The organism is Pseudomonas sp. R11-23-07, assembly GCF_003852295.1.
Lineage (GTDB): Bacteria > Pseudomonadota > Gammaproteobacteria > Pseudomonadales > Pseudomonadaceae > Aquipseudomonas.
Map to the genome: position 1 here is coordinate 630,799 of NZ_CP027761.1, position 20,314 is coordinate 651,112.

Consider the following 20,314-nt stretch of genomic DNA (forward strand, 5'->3'; position numbering starts at 1 on the left):
CTCACGACGAGACCCCATGGCCACTCCCAGCGCTAGCTCTTATAACGCCGACGCCATCGAAGTCCTCTCGGGCCTCGACCCGGTGCGCAAACGCCCCGGCATGTACACCGACACCAGTCGGCCGAACCACCTCGCCCAGGAAGTCATCGACAACAGCGTTGACGAAGCCCTGGCCGGCCACGCCAAGTCGGTGCAGGTCATTCTCCACGCCGATCACTCCCTGGAAGTGTCCGATGACGGTCGCGGCATGCCAGTGGACATCCACCCCGAAGAGGGTGTGTCGGGCGTCGAGCTGATCCTTACCAAGCTGCACGCCGGCGGCAAGTTCTCCAACAAGAACTACCAGTTCTCCGGCGGCCTGCACGGCGTGGGTATTTCGGTGGTCAACGCGCTGTCGAACCACGTCCGGGTCAAGGTCAAGCGCGACGGCAACGAGTACGAGATGACCTTCGCCGATGGCTACAAAGCCACCGACCTGCAGGTGATCGGCACCGTTGGCAAGCGCAATACCGGCACCAGCGTGTACTTCGCGCCGGACCCGAAATACTTCGATTCGCCGAAATTCTCCATCAGCCGCCTCAAGCACGTGCTCAAGGCCAAGGCCGTGCTGTGCCCGGGCCTGCTGGTGAGCTTTGAAGACAAAGGCACGGGGGAGAAGGTCGAGTGGCACTACGAAGACGGCCTGCGCTCCTACCTGGAAGACTCCGTCAGCGACTTCGAGCGCCTGCCCAACGCGCCGTTCTGCGGCAGCCTGGCCGGTAACAAGGAAGCCGTCGACTGGGCGCTGTTGTGGTTGCCCGAAGGCGGCGACAGCGTGCAGGAAAGCTACGTCAACCTGATCCCCACCGCCCAGGGCGGCACCCACGTCAATGGCTTGCGCCAGGGCCTGCTGGATGCCATGCGCGAATTCTGCGAATACCGCAGCCTGCTGCCACGCGGCGTGAAGCTGGCGCCGGAAGACGTGTGGGAGCGCATCGCCTTCGTGCTGTCGATGAAAATGCAGGAGCCGCAATTTTCCGGCCAGACCAAGGAGCGCCTGTCGTCCCGCGAGGCGGCGGCGTTTGTCTCCGGTGTGGTCAAGGATGCCTTCAGCCTGTGGCTCAACGAGCACCCGGAGCTGGGCCTGGCCCTGGCGGAACTGGCGATCAACAACGCCGGTCGTCGCCTCAAGGCCAGCAAGAAGGTCGAGCGCAAGCGCATCACCCAGGGCCCGGCATTGCCCGGCAAGCTGGCCGATTGCGCCGGGCAGGACCCGATGCGTTCCGAGCTGTTCCTGGTGGAAGGTGATTCCGCCGGTGGTTCCGCCAAGCAAGCGCGGGACAAGGAGTTCCAGGCGATCCTGCCGTTGCGCGGCAAGATCCTCAACACCTGGGAAGTCGACGGCAGCGAAGTCCTGGCCAGCCAGGAAGTGCACAACATTGCCGTGGCCATCGGCGTCGACCCGGGCGCGGGGGACATCAGCCAGTTGCGCTACGGCAAGATCTGCATCCTCGCTGACGCCGACTCCGACGGCCTGCACATCGCGACCCTGCTGTGTGCGTTGTTCGTGCAGCACTTCCGCCCGTTGGTGGATGCCGGTCACGTCTACGTCGCCATGCCGCCGCTGTACCGGATCGACCTGGGCAAGGAGATTTTCTACGCCCTGGACGAAGCCGAGCGCGATGGCATTCTCGACCGCCTGGTGGCCGAGAAGAAACGCGGCAAGCCACAGGTCACGCGATTCAAGGGCCTGGGCGAAATGAACCCGCCGCAACTGCGCGAAACCACCATGGACCCGAACACCCGGCGCCTGGTGCAGTTGACCCTGGAAGACTTCGCCGGCACGTCGGAAATGATGGACATGCTGCTGGCGAAAAAGCGCGCACCGGATCGCAAAGCCTGGCTCGAATCCAAAGGCAACCTGGCCGAGGTTCTGGGCTGATGCGCACAGGCGTCGCCCTGGCGATCCTGATGGTGTGCGGGTTGGCGACCACCGATGTGGTTGCCGCGCCCGTGGCTGAACTCAAGCTGGTGTCGGAACACCCGGTAGACGGCATGCGCGGCGGGAACCTGTCGGGCCTGGCGCTATGTGGCGAGCAATTGTGGACCGTGTCGGACCGTGATGATGAGCAGATTTATCGCCTGGACACCCGCGCGCCGACCTGGACCGCCGAAGTGGTGAAGATCGACGTACCCCCCGTGCCCGAATCCGGCCTGCCGTGGGGTTTGCGCTCGCGCACCAAGGCGGCTTCGTTCGTTCGCGGTGGCGACCTGGATTTCGAAGGCATCAGCTGTGATGCCGCAGGCAACCGCTACATCGTCAGCGAAGCCCACGCGGCGGTGTTGCAGGTGCCGGTAGCAGGCGCACCCGAGTGGCTGAAAATTGCCCCAGGCATGGTGCGCGAGGCCCGGGCCAGCGGCATGTTGCTGCACTTCAATGCGTTGTTCGAGGGCCTGACGGTGAACCCGCAAGGCGATCGGATCTGGCTGGCGGCCGAGCGTGAGCGCCGCGGCCTGGTTTCGATCAAGCGCGGGCAGAGCGTGTGGGATTGCGACGGTGCTTGCGTGTTGTTGAGCGAGGCCGGCCTGGAAGTGCAACCGGCGCAGTTCCCCAACGCCAAGGCGGTGTCGAAGGACTTTGCCGACCTCGCGCTGTTCAACGGCAAGCTGTTTACCCTGGAGCGCAATGCGTTCCAGATTTGCCGGCGCGATACGGTGACGGCCAAGGTTGAGCTGTGCTGGTCGTTTGCCGACGAAACCCTGACGCCCGAGCGGCGTTACCCCCAGCCTTACGGCCTGGCCGAAGCCCTGGCGGTGGACGCCGACGGTGCCTGGATTGGCATCGACAATAATTTCGGCGCGCGTGCCGATGGTGAAAAGCGCCCGGTGGTCTATCGTTTCGCCGCCCCGGCCGGTGGCTGGAGTGCCCAGCCATGAGCCGTCACGAATTTGAATTGAATCAGCGCAGCGGCAATTCCGTTGCGCCTTACCCCATGATGAGGCCCGCATGAGTGACATCCTCGCAGACAGCTTAGATGGCGTAGAACGCCGATCGCTGGCTGACTTCACCGAAAATGCCTACCTCAACTACTCCATGTACGTGATCATGGACCGTGCCCTGCCGCATATCGGCGACGGCCTGAAGCCGGTACAACGGCGCATTATCTACGCCATGAGTGAGTTGGGCCTGGACGCCGACTCCAAGCACAAGAAGTCGGCGCGTACCGTCGGTGACGTGCTCGGTAAGTTCCACCCCCACGGCGATTCGGCGTGCTATGAAGCCATGGTGCTGATGGCCCAGCCGTTCAGCTACCGCTACACCCTGGTCGATGGCCAGGGTAACTGGGGTGCGCCGGATGATCCCAAGTCCTTCGCCGCCATGCGTTATACCGAGGCGCGCCTGTCGCGCTACTCGGAAGTACTGCTCAGCGAGCTGGGCCAGGGCACCGCGAACTGGGGGCCGAACTTTGACGGCACCCTCGACGAACCCCTGGTGTTGCCGGCACGTTTGCCGAACATCCTGCTAAATGGCACCACCGGCATCGCGGTCGGCATGGCCACCGACGTGCCGCCGCACAACCTGCGCGAAGTCGCCACGGCATGCGTGCGCCTGTTGGATGAGCCAAAAGCCACGGTCGAGCAGCTGTGCGAGCATATCCAGGGCCCGGACTACCCGACCGAGGCGGAAATCATCACGCCGCGCGCCGACCTGCTGAAGATGTACGAAACCGGCAAGGGCTCGGTGCGCATGCGCGCGGTGTACCACGTCGAAGACGGCGACATTATTGTGACCGCATTGCCGCATCAGGTATCCGGCGCCAAGGTGCTGGAGCAGATCGCCGCGTTGATGCAGGCAAAACCGTCGAAATTGCCGCAAGTCGCCGACCTGCGCGATGAGTCCGACCACGAAAACCCTTGCCGCATCGTGATCATCCCGACCAATAGCCGGGTTGATCATGAAGTGCTGATGCAGCATTTGTTTGCCAGCACCGACCTTGAGTCCAGCTACCGGGTCAACGTCAACATCATCGGCCTGGACGGCAAGCCACAGCTCAAGAACCTGCGCAATTTGCTGGTGGAATGGCTGGAGTTCCGCGTGCAGACCGTGCGCCGCCGCCTGCAATTTCGCCTGGACAAGGTCGAGCGCCGCTTGCACCTGTTGGACGGCTTGCTGATTGCCTACCTCAACCTGGATGAAGTGATCCATATCATCCGTACCGCCGAGCACCCGAAGGCCGAGCTGATCGCGCGCTTCGAGCTGAGCGAAATCCAGGCTGACTACATCCTCGACACCCGCTTGCGCCAGTTGGCACGCCTGGAAGAAATGAAGCTGCGCGACGAGCAGGACGCGCTGCTCAAGGAACAAGCCAAGCTGCAGGCGCTGCTGGGCAGCGAAGCCAAGCTCAAGAAGCTGGTGCGCAGTGAACTGATCAAAGACGCCGAAACCTACGGCGATGACCGCCGCTCGCCGATTGTCGAGCGCGCAGAAGCGAAAGCTCTGACAGAAACCGAGCTGTTGCCTAACGAGAAAATTACCGTCGTTCTGTCGGAAAAGGGTTGGGTTCGTTCCGCCAAAGGGCATGATATTGATGCCACCGGCCTGTCGTACAAGGCCGGTGATGGCTTCAAGACTGCGGCGGCTGGGCGTTCCAACCAATTTGCGGTGTTTATCGACTCGACCGGGCGCAGTTATTCGGTGCCGGCTCACACCTTGCCCTCAGCACGCGGGCAGGGCGAGCCGCTGACCGGGCGCCTCACGCCGCCGCCGGGGGCGAATTTCGAGTGCGTGCTGTTGCCGGACGATGATTCGCTGTACGTCATCGCGTCCGACGCCGGCTACGGTTTCGTGGTCAAGGGTGAAGACCTGCAGGCCAAGAACAAGGCGGGCAAGGCGTTGTTGAGCCTGCCGAACAACGCCAAGGTGATCCTGCCGCGACCGGTGGAGGATCGCGAGCATAACTGGCTGGCCTCGGTGACCACCGAAGGGCGTTTGCTGGTGTTCAAGATCAGCGACCTGCCGCAGTTGGGCAAGGGCAAGGGCAACAAGATCATCGGTATCCCTGGAGAGCGGGTGGCCAGTCGCGAAGAGTACGTGACCGACATCGCCGTCATCCCGGAAGGCTCCACCCTGGTGCTCCAGGCCGGCAAGCGCACGTTGTCCTTGCGCCCCGACGACCTTGAACACTACAAGGGCGAGCGCGGTCGACGCGGTAACAAACTGCCTCGCGGCTTCCAGAGAGTGGATGCTTTGTTGGTAGAAACGCCTGCTTAAGGCGTACTAGAGGCCTCGATCTACGATTTAACGCGTAGATCGACGCTTTGGCGCTGGAGTCATGGCGCATATTCACGGATGATATGGCCTTTCCAGCGCCGGCGTGGCCGAGCGTATTTAGGTTATTTTTAGTATTACATTGTGGTTCGCCGTGCGGCAGCCACCTGGATGGGATGATGACTGCTCCACGCCTTCCTCTATTTTTGATGCTCGCTGGCCTGTTAGGGCTGGCGGGTTGCAGCACGCACCAGCCGGTGTCGCTGTACCAGCTGGACAGCGGAAGTCCGGCTCAGCCAGCACAAACCGCCGGCATGGCCGTTCTGCTGGGGCCGGTAATCGTTGCCGATTACCTGCAACGCGAAACCCTGCTGCAACGTCAGAACGACGGCAGCCTGCAAGGTTCCACCGATGGTCGCTGGGCGGGCAGCCTGTCCTCCGATATCAATCAATTGATGTTGCGTCAGGTGGCCGGCCAGTTGGACAGCCAGCGCGTAGTCCTGGCGCCGGGGCCATCCGGGTTTACCCCGGATGTGCAGGTGCTGCTGACGATCACGCGGCTTGACTCCGGTACCTCGCAACCGGCGATCCTGGATGCACAGTGGCGCCTGATCGACCGTCGCGGCCAGGTGCGGGACAACCGTATCGTGCACCTGCAGGAAGAACATACCGGCACCACGGCGTCCCAGGTCCAGGCCCAGGGCGTATTGTTGCAGCACTTGGCGCAACAGTTGTCGGTAGCGCTCAAGCCGCTGGCCAACCAGCCGCCAATTGCCGAGGCTCCGCGCAAGCAGGCGCCGGCACAGGCCAAGCCGGCCACACCGGAAAAACCCAAGATGCCGATGGCGACACCGATTCGTACGGATTTGGAAGTGTTCAGGTTTTGATCTGAATGGCAGACAAGCAAAAGGCCCGCTGAGTAAGCGGGCCTTTTTTGTATCTGAAAATAGAAGCCATGGCGCAGTCAAATGTGGGAGGGGGCTTGCCCCCGATGGCGGTGTTTCAGTGAGTGATGTGCTGACTGATACTCCGCTATCGGGGGCAAGCCCCCTCCCACAAGGTTCTTGCAGCGTGCTTCAGGGCTTGCGCGTCTCATGCATCCGCGCCAGCTGCCGTTCCAGCATCGACGGGTAAGGCTCCATCAAGCGCTCCACGCAGCTGGCACCCTCAGGGCTGGCAATCGGGCGGATGCGTGCGCGTTGGCGGATCAGCGTGTCTTCACTGATCTTGCGCTCCACCAGCAGCAGGTTGCGGCTGTGTTGCGACAAGGCCAGGGCATCCTGGGCGATCTCGGTCAGCAGCAGGTCGATCTGGCTGATGCCGAACAGGTCATCACCCACCGTCAAACCGAGCTGCAGTTGCAATGTGATACCGCTGTCCGCCACTTCAATCTGCAAAGCATGACCCAGGGCGCGCAACAACTCGCCGCAGCAGATGGCGTTGGTCAGGTAGTCCTCGCCGCTGTCTTCGCTGTGGAACAGCATCAGCGTGCTGCCGTCGTTCAGGGTGTGCAGTTCGCTCTGGTAGAGCGAGGCGGCCTGGTCGAGACAGTCGCGGTAGCGTTCCAGCAGTTCCGTCAAGCGAGCGCGGGGCAGGCGGCGCAGTTGGTCCTGTGCACCCAGTTGCACGGCGAGTACGGCGCTGTACTGAGGTTCGCTGCTTTTGGCGGGAAGCGATTTGGGCGTTACGACGGGAGCGGACTCGGCGGTATCGCGCAGGTCGGCGAACGGGTCTTCGTCGTCCAGCTCGTCTTCTTCGGCCTTGACCACATGCCGCGGTGCAGGCTTCAAGCCCGCTACCGGAGCGCTTTCGTCGAAGCCTGGGTCGCGCAGGTCGCGTACTTCAAACTCAGGCTCGTCGGTGTAGTCGGCGTCGTCGTACTCGGGTTCGGGTTCGATCTCAGGCACGGTCGGCTCCGGGGCGAAGCTGGCATGCAACTGGCGCGCCAGGTCGCCGATTTCGTCCTGGCGGTCGGTGGCTGGAGTGTGTTCGTCGATATCGCGCAGCCAGATGCGCAGTTGCATCAACGGCGTGGAGATATGCCGTCCCAGGCGCAGGCTCAACGCCAGGGCGAGGGCCAGCAGGATCGCGCTCAAGATGCCCATGCTCTGCAGGCTGATGGTCATCGGCTGCTGGAATTGTTGCATGTCCAGGCTGATGCGCAATTGGCCGGCTTTTACATCCTGAAACGTGATATTGCTCTGGTACAGGCCCTCGGCTTCGCCCAACAGGCCGTTTTTCGGGCGCTGCCCGGCTTCGGCCATGATCCGGTTGTCCACGCTATAGATGGCGGCGTGGGCCACCAGCGGGTTCTTGGTCAGGTTGTTGAGCAATACGTTGAGGCTGAGGATGTCGTTAGACACCAACAACTCAGTCGCCGAGGTGGCGGTCTGGGTGGTCAGGCTCTCGCCGAGGGCGTCGGCCTGCTCGTGCATGGCCTGCTTGAACTGCAAACCCATCACGCAGGCGTAGATCACCAGGGCCAGGGCGACCAGGATCACATTATGGCTGGCGATGCGTAATGCGATCGGTACACGGCGGTGGCGCAGTGCCCGGAAGATCAGCAGGAAGAAGTTATCGGTTTTTACTGGCGTGGGCCGGTTCACTTGCGCTCGGCTCTTGGTCCGTGAAGTTGACGCGCAGTATAGCGACAGGCCCATGACCGGCAAAGCGCTGGCTGTGCCCGATGGTCACTGAAAGTGGGTAGAATGCGGTTTTTTTCCAGCCTGGGGGTGCGCTTTGCGCGAAATTGTCCTGATCAACATCACAGGTCTTGACCGACCGGGTCTCACCGCTGCTATTACCGGCGTTCTGGCCCAGGGTGGTGTGAACATTCTCGACATCGGCCAGGCGGTGATCCACGACACCCTGTCGTTCGGCATCCTGGTGGAAATCCCCAGCAACGAGCAGGCTTCGTCGGTACTCAAGGACATCCTGTTTACGGCCTACAAGCTGGATCAGCAGGTGCGTTTCACGCCGGTGTCCGAAGTCGATTACCAGCATTGGGTCGAAGGCCAGGGCAAAAAACGCCATATCGTGACGTTGCTCACCCGCAAGGTCACGGCCGAACAGTTGCAGCGCGTCAGTTCGATCACGGCGCACTACGGCTTGAACATCGACCATATCGACCGTCTGTCGGGTCGCATGCCCTTGGACACGCCCGCAGACAAAGGCAAGGGCTGCATCGAGTTCTCCGTACGGGGCGAGCCGGCCGATGCGCAGGCGCTGCGCGCTGAATTCCTGAGCGTGGCCCAGGAGCTGAATGTCGACATCGCCTTCCAGGAGGACTCGCTGTTCCGACGCAACCGTCGCCTGGCGGTGTTCGACATGGACTCCACGCTGATCGAAGCCGAAGTCATCGACGAACTGGCCAAGGCCGCCGGTGTGGGCGAGCAAGTCTCGGCCATTACCGAGCGCGCGATGGCCGGCGAGCTGGATTTTCGCGCCAGCTTCAAGGAGCGCCTGGCGTTGCTCAAGGGCCTGGATGTGAGCGTGCTCGATTCAATCGGCGCGTCCCTGCGCCTGACCGAAGGCGCCGAAACCTTGTTCGCCGAGCTCAAGCGCCTGGGCTACAAGACGGCTATCCTGTCTGGCGGCTTCACCTACTTCGCCAAGCAACTGCAGGCCAAGCTGGGCATTGACTACGTGTTCGCCAACGAGCTGGAAGTGGTGGATGGCAAAGTGACCGGCGTGGCCGTGGAGCCGATTGTCGATGCACAACGCAAGGCGGACCTGCTCAAGGAGCTGGCGCACAAGGAAGGCTTGCGCCTGGAGCAGACCATTGCGGTCGGCGACGGCGCGAACGACTTGCCGATGCTGGCGATTGCGGGATTGGGTGTGGCGTTTCGTGCCAAGCCATTGGTCAAGCAATCGGCCAAGCAGGCGATTTCGACCTTGGGGTTGGATGGAGTGCTGTATCTGCTGGGCTTGCGTGACCGTGATGGTCAGCTGTAACTCGACAGATCATTCCCACGCTCCGCGTGGGAATGCCTTCTGTGACGCTCTGCGTCAGGCTTTGGGGGCGCAGAGCGCCCTGCGCTGCATTCCCACGCAGAGCGTGGGAACGATCATCAGGCTTTAGGTGAGCCGATACCCTGGCCCATCTGCACCGGCGTGCCCGCCGCCAGTTCCTGCGCCCACTGCACCTGGTCCGGCCCGAACAGCACGATCGCAGTAGAACCCAACTTGAAGCGACCCAACTCCGCACCTTTCTCCAGGTGAATCGGTGCGCGAGCAGCTTCGTCATAGCGGAAGGTTTTCAGCTCGCGTTTCGGTGGTGTTACCAGCCCGGCCCACACCGTCTCGATCGAGGCCACGATCATCGCGCCCACCAATACCACGGCCATCGGGCCGCGTTCGGTGTCGAACAGGCAGACAACCCGTTCGTTACGCGCAAACAGTTCCGGCACGTTTTCGGCGGTGGTCTGGTTCACCGAGAAAATCCGCCCCGGCACATAGACCATCTCGCGCAGGGTACCGGCCAGTGGCATATGTACGCGGTGATAGTCCTTGGGCGACAAGTAGATAGTGGCGAAGTCACCGCCCATGAACGGCGCCGCCAGCGCTGCGTCGCCGCCGAGCAATTCCAGCACGCTGAAACTGTGGCCCTTGGCCTGGAACACACGGCCATGTTCTATCGGGCCGAGCTGGCTGACCGCACCATCGGCCGGGCTCAGTACGGCGCCGGGGGTCGGGTCCAGCGGGCGCGCACCGTCTTTCAATGCGCGGGTAAAGAAGGCGTTGAAATGCTCGTAGGCGGTCACGTCTTCAACCAGTGCCTGGGACATGTCCACCTGGTAACGCTTGGCGAACCAGCGGGTGAAGGCGTTCTTGAACCAGCGCACACGGCACTCGGCAATGCAGCCGGCCAAGCGCGACAGCAGGTGGTGCGGCAGCAAGTACTGACTGAGGATAAACAACTGCTTTTTCATTAAGTGTCCTTAAGCTTCAAATCTCGACGGGGGTGTCGGGGTGGTTGCCCCATTCGCCCCAGGAACCGGCATAACCTTTGACTCGCGGATAACCGAGCGCCTTGGCCACCAGGTAGGTGAAGCCAGAGCGGTGGTGGGTCTGGCAGTGGGTGATGATTTCTTTATCGCGGGTCAGCCCGAGGTCTTCGAGGATTTGCGGCATGTCGCGGCGGATACGCAGGCTACGCGCCTTGTCCATGCCGGCGGTCCATTCGAAGTTCACCGCGCCGGGAATGTGCCCGGCTTTGGCCGCGAGCACTTTTTCGCCGGAATACTCCAGCGGGCCGCGTGCGTCCCAGATACCCAGGTCGGCTGCGCCCAGCCGGCTTTGCAGGTATTCGCGGGTGGCGGTGGGGCCGTCGTGCAGCGTAAGGCTGACCGGGCCACCGGCTGGCGCGGGCACCTCGGTGGAAACCGGATGCTTTTCTTCCAGCCACGCCAGAAGGCCGCCGTCGAGGTAGTGATACTTCTGATGGCCGATGACGTCGAGCATCCAGATAAAACGACCGGCCCAGCCGCCGCCCTCGTCGTCGTAGACCACATAGGTGGCGTCGGGGGTGTGGCCCAGCTCGCCGAACAGCTTTTCCAGGTCGGCCTTGTGCGGCAGCAGGCCTGGCGCGGGGGGCTGGCCCAATTGGGTGCGCTTGGGGTCAACGAAATGCGCGCCGGGGATATGCCCTTCGGCGTAGCGGGCGGCACTGGTGAGGTCCACCAGAATCAGGTGGTCGGCATCCAGGCGACCTTGCAGGTCGCTGGATTCGATCACCAGCGGCAAGCCAGAGAAGTCAGGCATGTGAGGTCTCCTGGGCACAAATGTTGGCGATAAAGGAGGGCGATTGTAGCGCAAGCATCAGGCGCTGCGGTTGGTAAAGCTGTGCAGGGCCTTTTCGATGCATTGCGCGGTTTTACCAAAGGCTTGCACGGTGGTTTCCGAGAACGGCCCGCCACCCTGGTCCGCCACCATCAGCATCACCACGCGGCCATTGCAGCTCAGCGAGCGCAACAGCAGGTGCTCGCCGGTAAACAGGCGGCGCAGGATCGGTGGCAGCAGGGCGGCGAACTGTGCATGGTTGTCAGGGCTGAGACGCACCTGGGCGGACTTTTCCAGCAGGCGTTGCAGCAATGTACTGTTAACCACATCCAGGCTCAGGTTGGCAGCGTCCCTGGGCAAGCCATCGGCCTGATGCACACGCAAGGTGCTCAAAGCGCGATCCGCCATGAACAGCAATACGCGTTGCATGCCGCTGGCGACCAGGGCTTCCTTGGCGCAAGTGGTCAGGTGCATCGCATTGGCAAAGCGGCTCGGCTCGACCAATAGCTCGGTGCAGCGGCTGCGCCACAGTGCCAGTGCTTCGGCCGTGGGCGGCGGCGCGGGCAACAGGCCACGATGGACTTTTTGCACATGCCACGGCCAGATCAGCGACAGGGCCGGGTGCCAGAGGTCAGGCATCAAGGTGCTGCGCGCGCTGGTCACCGCTTGTTGGTGCACTTGCTGCTGCACATCGCCCAATGGCTCCTGCAGGTACAGCGCAGTGAGGTATTGCCAGCGCTCGGTGTGCGGACAGGTCCAGGACTCCTGCGCCGACATTGCCAGGCCATTGGCCAACAATACGGTGTTGGCCGGCTGGTTCAGCCAGCGGCGCAGGTTGGGGTCGGCGTCGAGTAATTGCTGGTGGCGCAGAGGGTCGTCTTCGCGCGCGATGCGCAAGGCCTTGACCAGCAGGCGACGCTCGCCCAGCAGCAGGTGATAGCCCTGGGATACCCAGATAGGCAGGTGCCAGGCCGCAGTCAGGCCAAGGCACAGGTCCAGCAGGCGCACGCCGAATAATTGCTGCTCGACCTGGTGCGCCGACTCGCCTTTGTGGATCACCCGCAGTTCCCATTCCTCCAGGAGCTTGGGGTAGGCGACGGCCATCGGCCACAACGGTGACAGAAACAACAGGCTGCCCCAATGAATATCCTGCCACAGACGCGCCAGGCGGTTGCCGAACAAGCCGTTGGCCTGCTGCGAGGCATGTTGGCTGATCAACAGCAGCTGGCGCAGCGCTACGGGAATTTCATCGGCCGGCACCGAAGGCAGGCGTGCCAGCAGTTCCTCGGCGCGCTTGAGACCGAGGCGGTTGAGCGCCACTTCGAGGTTTTCCGCCGGTTCCGCCAGGCTGCCGTGAGTGTGGCTGTTGGCCTCGCGCATCACGCTGAGCACCAGGGCCGGGCTGTCTTGCATCAGCTCGGCGATGTCCCTTAATGAGCTGCGGCTGTCGCGGATGGCTTTGCACACACGCTCGTGGCTGGCCTGGGGAACGGGCAGCAGCACGTCGTCCAGGCACTTGATCCAGGCGGCGAGTGTGGCGGGTTTTGCAGTTGGAACTGTCGTTTCATTAGCCATGATTGGGGCGCGATCGTCACTTGTGTTCAACACGCCCGGAACGGGCTGAATTGGCTTTTCGCCTTAACGGGCTATAGTCTGGCGCAGTTTTGCCGATAAGTAGAACAAGAGTTTTCCAGCTGCACCCACTATGTCCATGAACCCGACGGCGCAAGTACAGATCCCCTATGGCTAAAATTATCGGCATCATTGTCGTCCTCGCAAGTGTGCTCGGTGGGTACGTCCTGTCCCACGGTAAAATCGCCGCGCTGATCCAGCCGTTCGAAGTGATGATCATCGGTGGCGCCGCCTTTGGCGCCTTCCTCCAGGCCAACCCCGGCTACATGACCATGCATGTGATCAAGAAGTCGCTGGGCATGTTCAGCTCGCGCTTCTCGCACACGTTCTATCTGGAAGTGCTGGGGCTGGTCTACGAGATCCTCAACAAGAGCCGCCGCGAAGGCATGATGGCGATTGAAGGAGACATCGAAGACGCCGCCGCCAGCCCGATCTTCGCCAAATACCCGGCCGTGCTCAAAGACGAGCGCATGACCGCGTATATCTGCGATTACCTGCGCATCATGTCCTCCGGCAACATGGCCCCCCATGAGCTCGAAGGCTTGTTCGACATGGAGCTGTTCAGCCTCAAGGAAGAGCTGGAGCATCCTTCCCACGCGGTGACTGGCATTGCCGACGGCATGCCCGGTTTCGGTATCGTCGCGGCGGTGCTGGGTATCGTGGTGACCATGGCCTCCCTGGGCGAGGGCGACCAGGCGGCCATCGGCATGCACGTCGGCGCGGCGTTGGTCGGTACCTTCTTCGGTATTCTCGCGGCCTACGGTTTCTTCGGCCCGCTCGCCACGTCGCTGGCCCACGATGCCAAGGAAGAGATCAACCTCTACGAAGCGATCAAGGCGTGCCTCGTGGCTTCGGCATCCGGCATGCCGCCCTCGCTGGCGGTAGAGTTCGGACGCAAAGTGTTGTACCCGAAACATCGCCCAAGTTTCGCCGAGCTGGAACAAGCGGTTCGCGGTCGCTAAGCCATGGAAAACAACCAGCCGATCATCATCAAGCGCGTCAAGCGCTTCGCAGCGGGGCACCATGGCGGCGCCTGGAAAATCGCCTTTGCCGACTTCGCGACGGCAATGATGGCGTTCTTCCTGGTGCTGTGGCTGATGTCCACCGCTACCCCTGAACAGAAGATCGCCATCGCGGGTTACTTCAAGGACCCGATTGGTTTTTCGGAAAGTGGCACGCCCTTCGTGATCGACCTGGGTGGCTCGCCGCAGTTGGCGCCTGAGCGCACCATCAACCCGGAAGTGCAGACCGAATCGCCCCAGGAAAAAATCCCGATCGAGCGCGATAAGGTCGAAACCATGGCCGAACAGGTTGAGAAAGAACGCCTCGAGCTGTTGTTGCAGGAGCTGCAGACCAAAGTTGAGGAGAACCCGCAACTGCTGAAGTTCAAGGATCAGATTTCCTTCGAGATCACTCCGGAAGGCTTGCGCATCCAGATCACCGACGCCGCCAACCGGCCGATGTTCGATTCCGGCAGCGCACGCTTGAAGCCGTACTTCGAAGATATCCTGCTGGCCATGGCCGACACCATCAAGGCGGTGCCGAACAAGATCAGTATCAGCGGCCACACCGATGCCAAGCCCTATGCGGGGCAGGGCGACTTCGGCAACTGGGAACTTTCGGCCAACCGCGCCAACGCCGCCCGCCGTGCGCTGGTGGCTGGCAGCTACCCGGACCCGCAAGTGGCGCGGGTGGTGGGCTTTGCGTCATCGCAGCTGTTTGACCCCAAGGAACCGTTCAACCCGATCAACCGTCGGATCGACATCGTTGTGCTGACCAAAAAGGCCCAGCGTGCGATCGAGGGCGATCAACCGCCACCGCCACAGCCGGCTCAGGGTGAAGGCGCCCCCGGTGAAGTGCCGGCGGACCCGAACGCGCTCCCGCCAGGGCAGGAGCCGCTGCCAGCCCATGAACTGCGCCAGAAGCTGAACCTGTTTGATGATGGCGGCGTGAAGGACCCGACGGCGCCTGTGCCTGCGCCGTAAGCGGTCTCTATAAGCCAGAAATGAAAACGCCCCGATCAGCCGGGGCGTTTTCATTTGCGGTCAGAGTGGCAGGTACGCTTTGACGCCACCGATTACGCCCCGCATATCATCCGCGCACAGGCGCGGTACGAAGTACTCTCGACCCTTGGAGCGGGTCTTTCTGTGCAGTTTGTCGAGGCGTTCGAAGCTGACGGTGTAAATCATGTCGCACTTTACCCACAGCTCTTTGTAACGGTCGGATTGAAGTGGGTTGGCGCGTAGCAGATGGTGCCAGTCGTGCCGGATATCTGGTGCAGTAGAGGAAATCGGCACCACGGTGCACAGTTTGCGATTGTGCGTAGAGGTTGGGGATATCACTACGACCTTACGGATCTTCAGCATCTCCGGAGCCACAAAGCCCCGCGTGAAGTCGCACAGCAGTACATCGCCCTGTTTGGGGTGATAGTAGAGAGCCAAATGTTAATTCCCCACAAAAAGCAAAGCCGCCCGAAGGCGGCTTCATTCGACACGCAGCGGAGCTTGCTTCGCCCCTTCTGCGCCGCTGGATCAACTCCGAAAAGGATCCAGACTCCTGCCAGCTTTCGCTGGTGACGGAGCAATTATGGGCATCAGAAAATCCGAATACAAGCCAGCTCGTGTTGTAAGCCACCGAGTTGGACTGAATTCTTGATGCCTGCACCTATTAAATCAATGGATTATGAGGATCGGCGTCCTGATTTATATGTATCAAGACGTTGACCGTCAGTAACTGCTCTCAGGCAAACTCGCAATAATCGACCGATAGCTATTCATCCGTTGCTGCTGCACGCGGCCATCTTCCAGGGCCTTGAGCAATGCACAACCCGGTTCGCGGTCGTGTTTGCAATCGCGGAAGCGGCAGGTGCCGATCAGGTCGTTGAACTCGATGAAGCCCGCTTCCACGTCGCTGCGGCTGACATGGCCGAGGCCGAACTCACGAATGCCTGGGGAATCGATCAGCTCGCCGCCTCCGGGGAAGTGGAACAGCCGTGCGGTGGTGGTGGTGTGCGTGCCCTGGCCGGACAGCTCCGACAGCGGGCCGACACGGGTGTCGACTTCCGGCAGCAGGCTGTTGACCAGCGATGACTTGCCCACGCCGGACTGGCCGACAAACACGCTGATACGCCCGTCCAACTGCTGTTGCAGCTGTTCCATGCCGTTGCCGTGGTGTGCCGAGACTTCCAGTACCGGATAACCCAGGGTGCGGTAGACCGCCAGTAATGCGTTAAGCGCCGGTGCGTTCTGCTCGTCGATCAAGTCGAATTTGTTCAGCAGCAGCAGCGGGCGGATACCGGCATGCTCGGCGGCGACCAGATAGCGGTCGATCAGGTTGGCGTGGGGCTCGGGCAGCGGCGCGAACACAATCACGATCATGTCGACGTTGGCCGCCACCGGCTTGAGCTGGCCGCGGCTGTCGGGGCGGCGCAGTTCGGTACTGCGGGGCAACTGGGCGACGATCACGCCGATGCCCTGGTTGCCAGCGCGCCAGACGACCTTGTCGCCGGTCACCAGCGCAGGCAGGTTGGCGCGCAAATGGCAGCGGGATACCGAGCCGGCGAGCTCGCCTTCCAGCGCCTCGACTTCGACCTGTACGCCGAAGTGCGCGATCACCAGGCCCGTTTGTTCGGGACCCAGGTCGCCGCCCTCAAGCGCTTCCACGGCGGAGGACTCTCGTTTGGCGGCGCGCGCTGCGCGTTCACCTTGAATCTTTTCGATGCGCCAGTTTTGGCGACGATTGAGCTGGCGTTTGGCCATTGGTGTTCCGTGTCGATAATGCAAAAGTTGGGTGAAACGGTCGCGAGTCTAGCACGGCGCCGCCTGCTAAACTGCCTGGCTACGCCAAGGTGCCAAGAGAATCAAGCCATGCAAAACCCACAGAACCTGATTTGGATCGATCTGGAAATGACCGGTCTGAACCCCGACACCGACGTCATCATCGAGATGGCAACGATCGTCACCGACAGCAACCTCAACACCTTGGCCGAAGGTCCGGTGATCGCCATCCATCACAGCGACGCCGTGCTCGCCACCATGGACGAATGGAATACCCGCACCCACGGCAACTCCGGCCTGACCCAGCGTGTACGCGACAGCCGCATCAGCATGGCCGAAGCCGAAGCCGAAACCATCGCGTTCCTGGAAAAATGGGTGCCCAAGGGCAAATCGCCGATCTGCGGTAACAGTATCTGCCAGGACCGTCGCTTCCTTTATACGCATATGAAGGCGCTGGAGAGCTACTTCCATTATCGCAACCTGGACGTGTCCACCTTGAAAGAGCTGGCTGCACGCTGGGCGCCGGAGGTCAAAGACAGCTTCCACAAAGGCAGCACGCACCTGGCGCTGGATGATATTCGCGAGTCGATCGCCGAGTTGCAGCATTACCGCAAGCATTTCATCAAGGCTTGAAGACCTTCCGCCTTGGATCATTCCCACGCTCCGCGTGGGAATGCAGCCCAGGACGCTCTGCGTCCCAATGTGGGAGGGGGCTTGCCCCCGATAGCCGGCGACTCGGTTTATCGCCAAGCGCCCCCTTTTGGTGCCATCAGCAAATGATTAGACTGCCGGCCTCTCTGCAAGGATCGCCATCATGCTGCTGATGCTCTACCTCATCGCCATCACCGCCGAAGCCATGACGGGTGCCTTGTCCGCCGGCCGGCGCGGCATGGACTGGTTTGGCGTGGTGCTGATCGCGTGCGTGACGGCGCTGGGTGGCGGTTCTGTGCGCGATATGTTGCTGGGGCATTACCCGCTGACCTGGGTCAAGCACCCTGAATACCTGGTGCTGACCTCCGTCGCCGCACTGGTGACTATCTTTATCGCACCGCTGATGCGCCATCTGCGCTCGCTGTTCCTGGCGCTGGATGCCGTGGGGTTGGTGGCGTTCACCTTGATCGGCTGCATGACCGCCCTGGAAATGGGGCATGGCATGCTGGTCGCGTCGGTCAGTGGCGTAATCACCGGCGTATTCGGCGGCATCCTGCGGGATATTTTCTGTAACGACATCCCACTGATCTTCCGTCGTGAGCTGTACGCCAGCGTGTCCTTCCTCGCCGCCTGGTTTTACTTGCTGTGCCTGTATCTGGAATTGCCCAGCGAACAGGCGATCCTGCTGACCTTGTTCAGCGGCTTTCTACTGCGCCTGCTGGCGATCCGGTTTCATTGGGAAATGCCCAAGTTCGTCTACAACGACGACGTCCACTAGCGTGCGGCGTGCTGGTTCAGTGCCCATTCCACATGCTCACGCACCAGTTCCGACGGGTAGTCGCGCCGCGCCTTCAAGGCTTCCAACACCGGAATGCTCGAGGGTGCGTTACCCAGGCCCACCGCCAGGTTGCGCAGCCAGCGCTCGTATCCGGCCCGGCGCAAGGGTGAGCCCTCAGTGCTGCTGAGGAATTTATCCTCGTCCCACATAAACAGTTCGGCCAGGGTCGCGTTATCCAGATTGTGCCGTGGCTTGAAATCGCTTTCGCCAGTGGGTCGGGCGAAACGATTCCACGGGCAAACGATCTGACAGTCATCGCAACCGAATACCCGGTTGCCGATCAGTGGGCGCAGGTCCTCGGGAATGGCGCTCTTGAGCTCGATGGTCAGGTAGGAAATGCAGCGCCGGGCATCCAGCACGTAAGGGCCGACGAACGCGTTGGTGGGGCAGATGTCCAGGCACGCCGTGCAGCGGCCACAGTGTTCGGTGGTATGGGGTGGGTCGACCGGTAACGGCAAATCGACAAACAGTTCGCTCAGGAAGAAATAGCTGCCGGCCTTGCGGTTGAGTACCAGGGTGTTCTTGCCGATCCAGCCGAGGCCGGCCTGTTCGGCGATGGCTTTTTCCAGTACGGGTGCACTGTCGACAAAGGCTCGAAAGCCGAACGGCCCGATCTGCGCCTGGATACGGTCAGCCAGTTGCTGCACGCGCTTGCGGATCAGCTTGTGATAGTCGCGGCCCAGGGCGTAACGCGAGACATAGGCTTTTTCCGGCTCGGCCAGCAGTTGTGCCATTTGCGTGTCGCCGGGCAGGTAGTCCATGCGCAGTGACACCACGCGCAAGGTGCCGGGCACCAGTTCTTCGGGGTGGGAGCGTTTGCTGCCATGGGCGCCCATGTAGTCCATCTCGCCGTGGTAGCCCGCGTCGAGCCAGCGTTGCAGGTGCTGTTCATGCTCAGCCAGATCGAGGCCGCTGATGCCGACTTGTTGGAAACCCAGCTCGCGGCCCCAGTCTTTGATCGATTGGGCGAGGGCGGGCAGATCGGAGGTAATAGCGGGCATGAGACACGGGAAACCACAGGTTAGATGCGTATAATTCTGCCAGACATCGGAGCTTGAAGACGCATGCCTCAGACAAAACACGAAATAACCGACGTGCAGCCGCTGTTGCCCGGCCACTTGCCGCAACTGGCTGCGCGCTCCCCGGACGCCCATAAGGGGCAGTTTGGCCATCTATTGGTGATTGGCGGCGACCGAGGCTTTGGCGGCGCCGCGCTGCTCAGTGCCGAGAGCGCGCTGCGCAGTGGCGCCGGTATGGTGTCCCTGGCGACCCGCGTGGAACATGTTCCCGCCGCGCTGGCGCGCTTGCCGGAAGTGATGACCGTGGGCGTGAGTTCGGCCAATCAACTGATGGGCTTGCTGGAAAAAATCTCGGTCATTGTGATCGGGCCCGGTCTCGGCGATGCGTCCTGGGGTAAAAGCCTGCTATCCGTCGCCGCCAACGCGCACCTGCCACAGGTCTGGGACGCCGATGCCTTGAATCAGTTGGCGACCGGCAGCGTCAGCCTGCCTGCCAACTGCGTGATCACTCCGCATCCAGGCGAAGCCGCGCGGCTGCTGGGTATTTCGACAGCCGAGGTTCAGGCCGACCGTCTTAAGGTGGCGCGCGCGTTGAGCCGTAAATTCGACGCAGTGGCTATTCTCAAGGGTGCTGGCAGTTTGATTGCAAGCCCGGACGGGCGCGTTTCACGTTGTGACCAAGGCCATCCCGCCATGGCGACGGCGGGGCTCGGTGACGTATTGGCTGGCCTCGTGGGCGCGTTGCTCGCCCAGGGCATGCCGGCGTATGAGGCAGCTTGCCTGGCCGTGTGGTTGCACGCTACGGCAGGGGATCGCCAGGGCACGTTCGGTCGCGGGCTGGTAGCGAGCGACCTGATACCTGCCATTCGTCAATTGCTGGAGGAGCAGTCGCCGTGCCTGAAGTAAATCTTTTCCTGGCCGATGAAGACGCGATGGTCGCGTTCGGTCACGCTATTGCGCGAGTGACGGGCGGGGCGGGGCTGGTCTTTCTCGAAGGTGACCTGGGGGCGGGCAAGACCACGCTGTCCCGGGGCATCATTCGCGGGTTGGGCCATACCGGTGCGGTAAAAAGCCCGACGTTCACCCTGGTCGAACCTTACGAGATCGGTGAGGTGCGTGCGTTCCACTTCGACCTCTATCGCCTGGTCGACCCTGAAGAGCTGGAGTTCATGGGCATTCGTGATTACTTCGACGAAGACGCGCTGTGCCTGATCGAGTGGCCAGATAAAGGCACAGGCTTTTTGCCAAAGCCTGACATGACCATTACCATTACGCCGCACGAGCACGGACGTCAGCTGAAGTTGTTGCCCCAGAGCCCGCGCGGTGAAGCGTGGCGTGATGCTCTGGCATTGGAATTCAAATAATTGGT

The 20,314-nt window shown here is 61.9% G+C and carries 18 protein-coding genes; 11 read left to right on the plus strand and 7 right to left on the minus strand.

The genetic code is table 11. The features are described from left to right. Positions 1 to 16: 16 nt before the first annotated feature. The 4 genes from parE to C4J84_RS02655 all read left to right on the plus strand — a co-directional run bounded on the left by parE (position 17) and on the right by C4J84_RS02655 (position 6,135). Positions 17 to 1,921, plus strand: a complete 1,905-nt coding sequence (parE, locus tag C4J84_RS02640) for a DNA topoisomerase IV subunit B (protein ID WP_124369374.1) — start codon at positions 17 to 19, stop codon at positions 1,919 to 1,921. After that, complete coding sequence (locus C4J84_RS02645) at positions 1,921 to 2,916, plus strand: esterase-like activity of phytase family protein (protein WP_124369375.1); 996 nt, start codon at positions 1,921 to 1,923, stop codon at positions 2,914 to 2,916. Before parE ends, C4J84_RS02645 begins: the two co-directional genes overlap by 1 nt. A 70-nt stretch (positions 2,917 to 2,986) precedes the next feature. Further along, complete coding sequence (gene parC, locus C4J84_RS02650; RefSeq protein WP_124369376.1) at positions 2,987 to 5,251, plus strand: DNA topoisomerase IV subunit A; 2,265 nt, start codon at positions 2,987 to 2,989, stop codon at positions 5,249 to 5,251. Between the two features lie 173 nt (positions 5,252 to 5,424). Beyond that, positions 5,425 to 6,135 (plus strand): membrane integrity-associated transporter subunit PqiC, encoded by a 711-nt coding sequence (locus C4J84_RS02655; protein ID WP_124369377.1) that lies wholly within the window; start codon positions 5,425 to 5,427, stop codon positions 6,133 to 6,135. Between the two features lie 189 nt (positions 6,136 to 6,324). Here C4J84_RS02655 and C4J84_RS02660 read toward each other — a convergent pair whose 3' ends face one another. Continuing rightward, positions 6,325 to 7,854, minus strand: coding sequence for an AhpA/YtjB family protein (locus tag C4J84_RS02660; RefSeq protein WP_124369378.1), 1,530 nt, complete (start codon positions 7,852 to 7,854; stop codon positions 6,325 to 6,327). Between the two features lie 133 nt (positions 7,855 to 7,987). On the opposite strand from C4J84_RS02660, the gene serB reads away from it, so the two are divergent. Then, positions 7,988 to 9,202, plus strand: a complete 1,215-nt coding sequence (gene serB, locus C4J84_RS02665) for a phosphoserine phosphatase SerB (RefSeq protein WP_124369379.1) — start codon at positions 7,988 to 7,990, stop codon at positions 9,200 to 9,202. A gap of 116 nt (positions 9,203 to 9,318) precedes the next feature. Here the strand turns inward: serB and asd are convergent, their stop codons facing one another. The 3 genes from asd to C4J84_RS02680 are packed head-to-tail and all read right to left on the minus strand — an operon-like array spanning position 9,319 to position 12,604. Then, positions 9,319 to 10,179: an archaetidylserine decarboxylase gene (gene asd / locus C4J84_RS02670; protein ID WP_124369380.1), complete on the minus strand. Its 861-nt coding sequence runs from the start codon at positions 10,177 to 10,179 to the stop codon at positions 9,319 to 9,321. A gap of 16 nt (positions 10,180 to 10,195) precedes the next feature. Then, a complete protein-coding gene (gene rhdA / locus C4J84_RS02675) occupies positions 10,196 to 11,011 on the minus strand; it encodes a thiosulfate sulfurtransferase (protein WP_124369381.1) in 816 nt (271 codons plus the stop codon). 57 nt (positions 11,012 to 11,068) lie between these two features. Continuing rightward, positions 11,069 to 12,604, minus strand: coding sequence for an HDOD domain-containing protein (locus C4J84_RS02680; protein WP_124369382.1), 1,536 nt, complete (start codon positions 12,602 to 12,604; stop codon positions 11,069 to 11,071). A 167-nt stretch (positions 12,605 to 12,771) separates the two neighbouring features. On the opposite strand from C4J84_RS02680, the gene motA reads away from it, so the two are divergent. Both motA and motB read left to right on the plus strand, forming a co-directional pair. Further along, a complete protein-coding gene (gene motA, locus C4J84_RS02685; protein ID WP_124369383.1) occupies positions 12,772 to 13,623 on the plus strand; it encodes a flagellar motor stator protein MotA in 852 nt (283 codons plus the stop codon). Positions 13,624 to 13,626: 3 nt separating this feature from the next. Then, positions 13,627 to 14,646 (plus strand): flagellar motor protein MotB, encoded by a 1,020-nt coding sequence (motB, locus tag C4J84_RS02690; RefSeq protein WP_124369384.1) that lies wholly within the window; start codon positions 13,627 to 13,629, stop codon positions 14,644 to 14,646. A 60-nt stretch (positions 14,647 to 14,706) separates the two neighbouring features. Here the strand turns inward: motB and C4J84_RS02695 are convergent, their stop codons facing one another. Further along, entirely contained in the window at positions 14,707 to 15,102 is a 396-nt protein-coding gene (locus C4J84_RS02695; protein WP_124369385.1) for a type II toxin-antitoxin system PemK/MazF family toxin, read from the minus strand. Positions 15,103 to 15,387: 285 nt separating this feature from the next. Beyond that, positions 15,388 to 16,419: a small ribosomal subunit biogenesis GTPase RsgA gene (rsgA, locus tag C4J84_RS02700; RefSeq protein WP_005784215.1), complete on the minus strand. Its 1,032-nt coding sequence runs from the start codon at positions 16,417 to 16,419 to the stop codon at positions 15,388 to 15,390. Between the two features lie 108 nt (positions 16,420 to 16,527). Here rsgA and orn point away from each other — a divergent pair, with 108 nt between their 5' ends. Both orn and C4J84_RS02710 read left to right on the plus strand, forming a co-directional pair. After that, positions 16,528 to 17,070: an oligoribonuclease gene (gene orn / locus C4J84_RS02705; protein WP_010213620.1), complete on the plus strand. Its 543-nt coding sequence runs from the start codon at positions 16,528 to 16,530 to the stop codon at positions 17,068 to 17,070. A 178-nt stretch (positions 17,071 to 17,248) separates the two neighbouring features. Beyond that, positions 17,249 to 17,866, plus strand: coding sequence for a trimeric intracellular cation channel family protein (locus C4J84_RS02710; RefSeq protein WP_177412764.1), 618 nt, complete (start codon positions 17,249 to 17,251; stop codon positions 17,864 to 17,866). Here the strand turns inward: C4J84_RS02710 and queG are convergent. Then, positions 17,863 to 18,927 (minus strand): tRNA epoxyqueuosine(34) reductase QueG, encoded by a 1,065-nt coding sequence (gene queG, locus C4J84_RS02715; protein ID WP_124365620.1) that lies wholly within the window; start codon positions 18,925 to 18,927, stop codon positions 17,863 to 17,865. The genes C4J84_RS02710 and queG overlap by 4 nt on opposite strands. A 63-nt stretch (positions 18,928 to 18,990) precedes the next feature. Here queG and C4J84_RS02720 point away from each other — a divergent pair, with 63 nt between their 5' ends. After that, positions 18,991 to 19,851, plus strand: a complete 861-nt coding sequence (locus tag C4J84_RS02720; RefSeq protein WP_124369386.1) for an NAD(P)H-hydrate dehydratase — start codon at positions 18,991 to 18,993, stop codon at positions 19,849 to 19,851. Then, on the plus strand, positions 19,839 to 20,309 hold the full coding sequence (tsaE, locus tag C4J84_RS02725; RefSeq protein ID WP_124369387.1) for a tRNA (adenosine(37)-N6)-threonylcarbamoyltransferase complex ATPase subunit type 1 TsaE: 471 nt from the start codon (positions 19,839 to 19,841) through the stop codon (positions 20,307 to 20,309). Before C4J84_RS02720 ends, tsaE begins: the two co-directional genes overlap by 13 nt. Positions 20,310 to 20,314 lie beyond the last annotated feature (5 nt).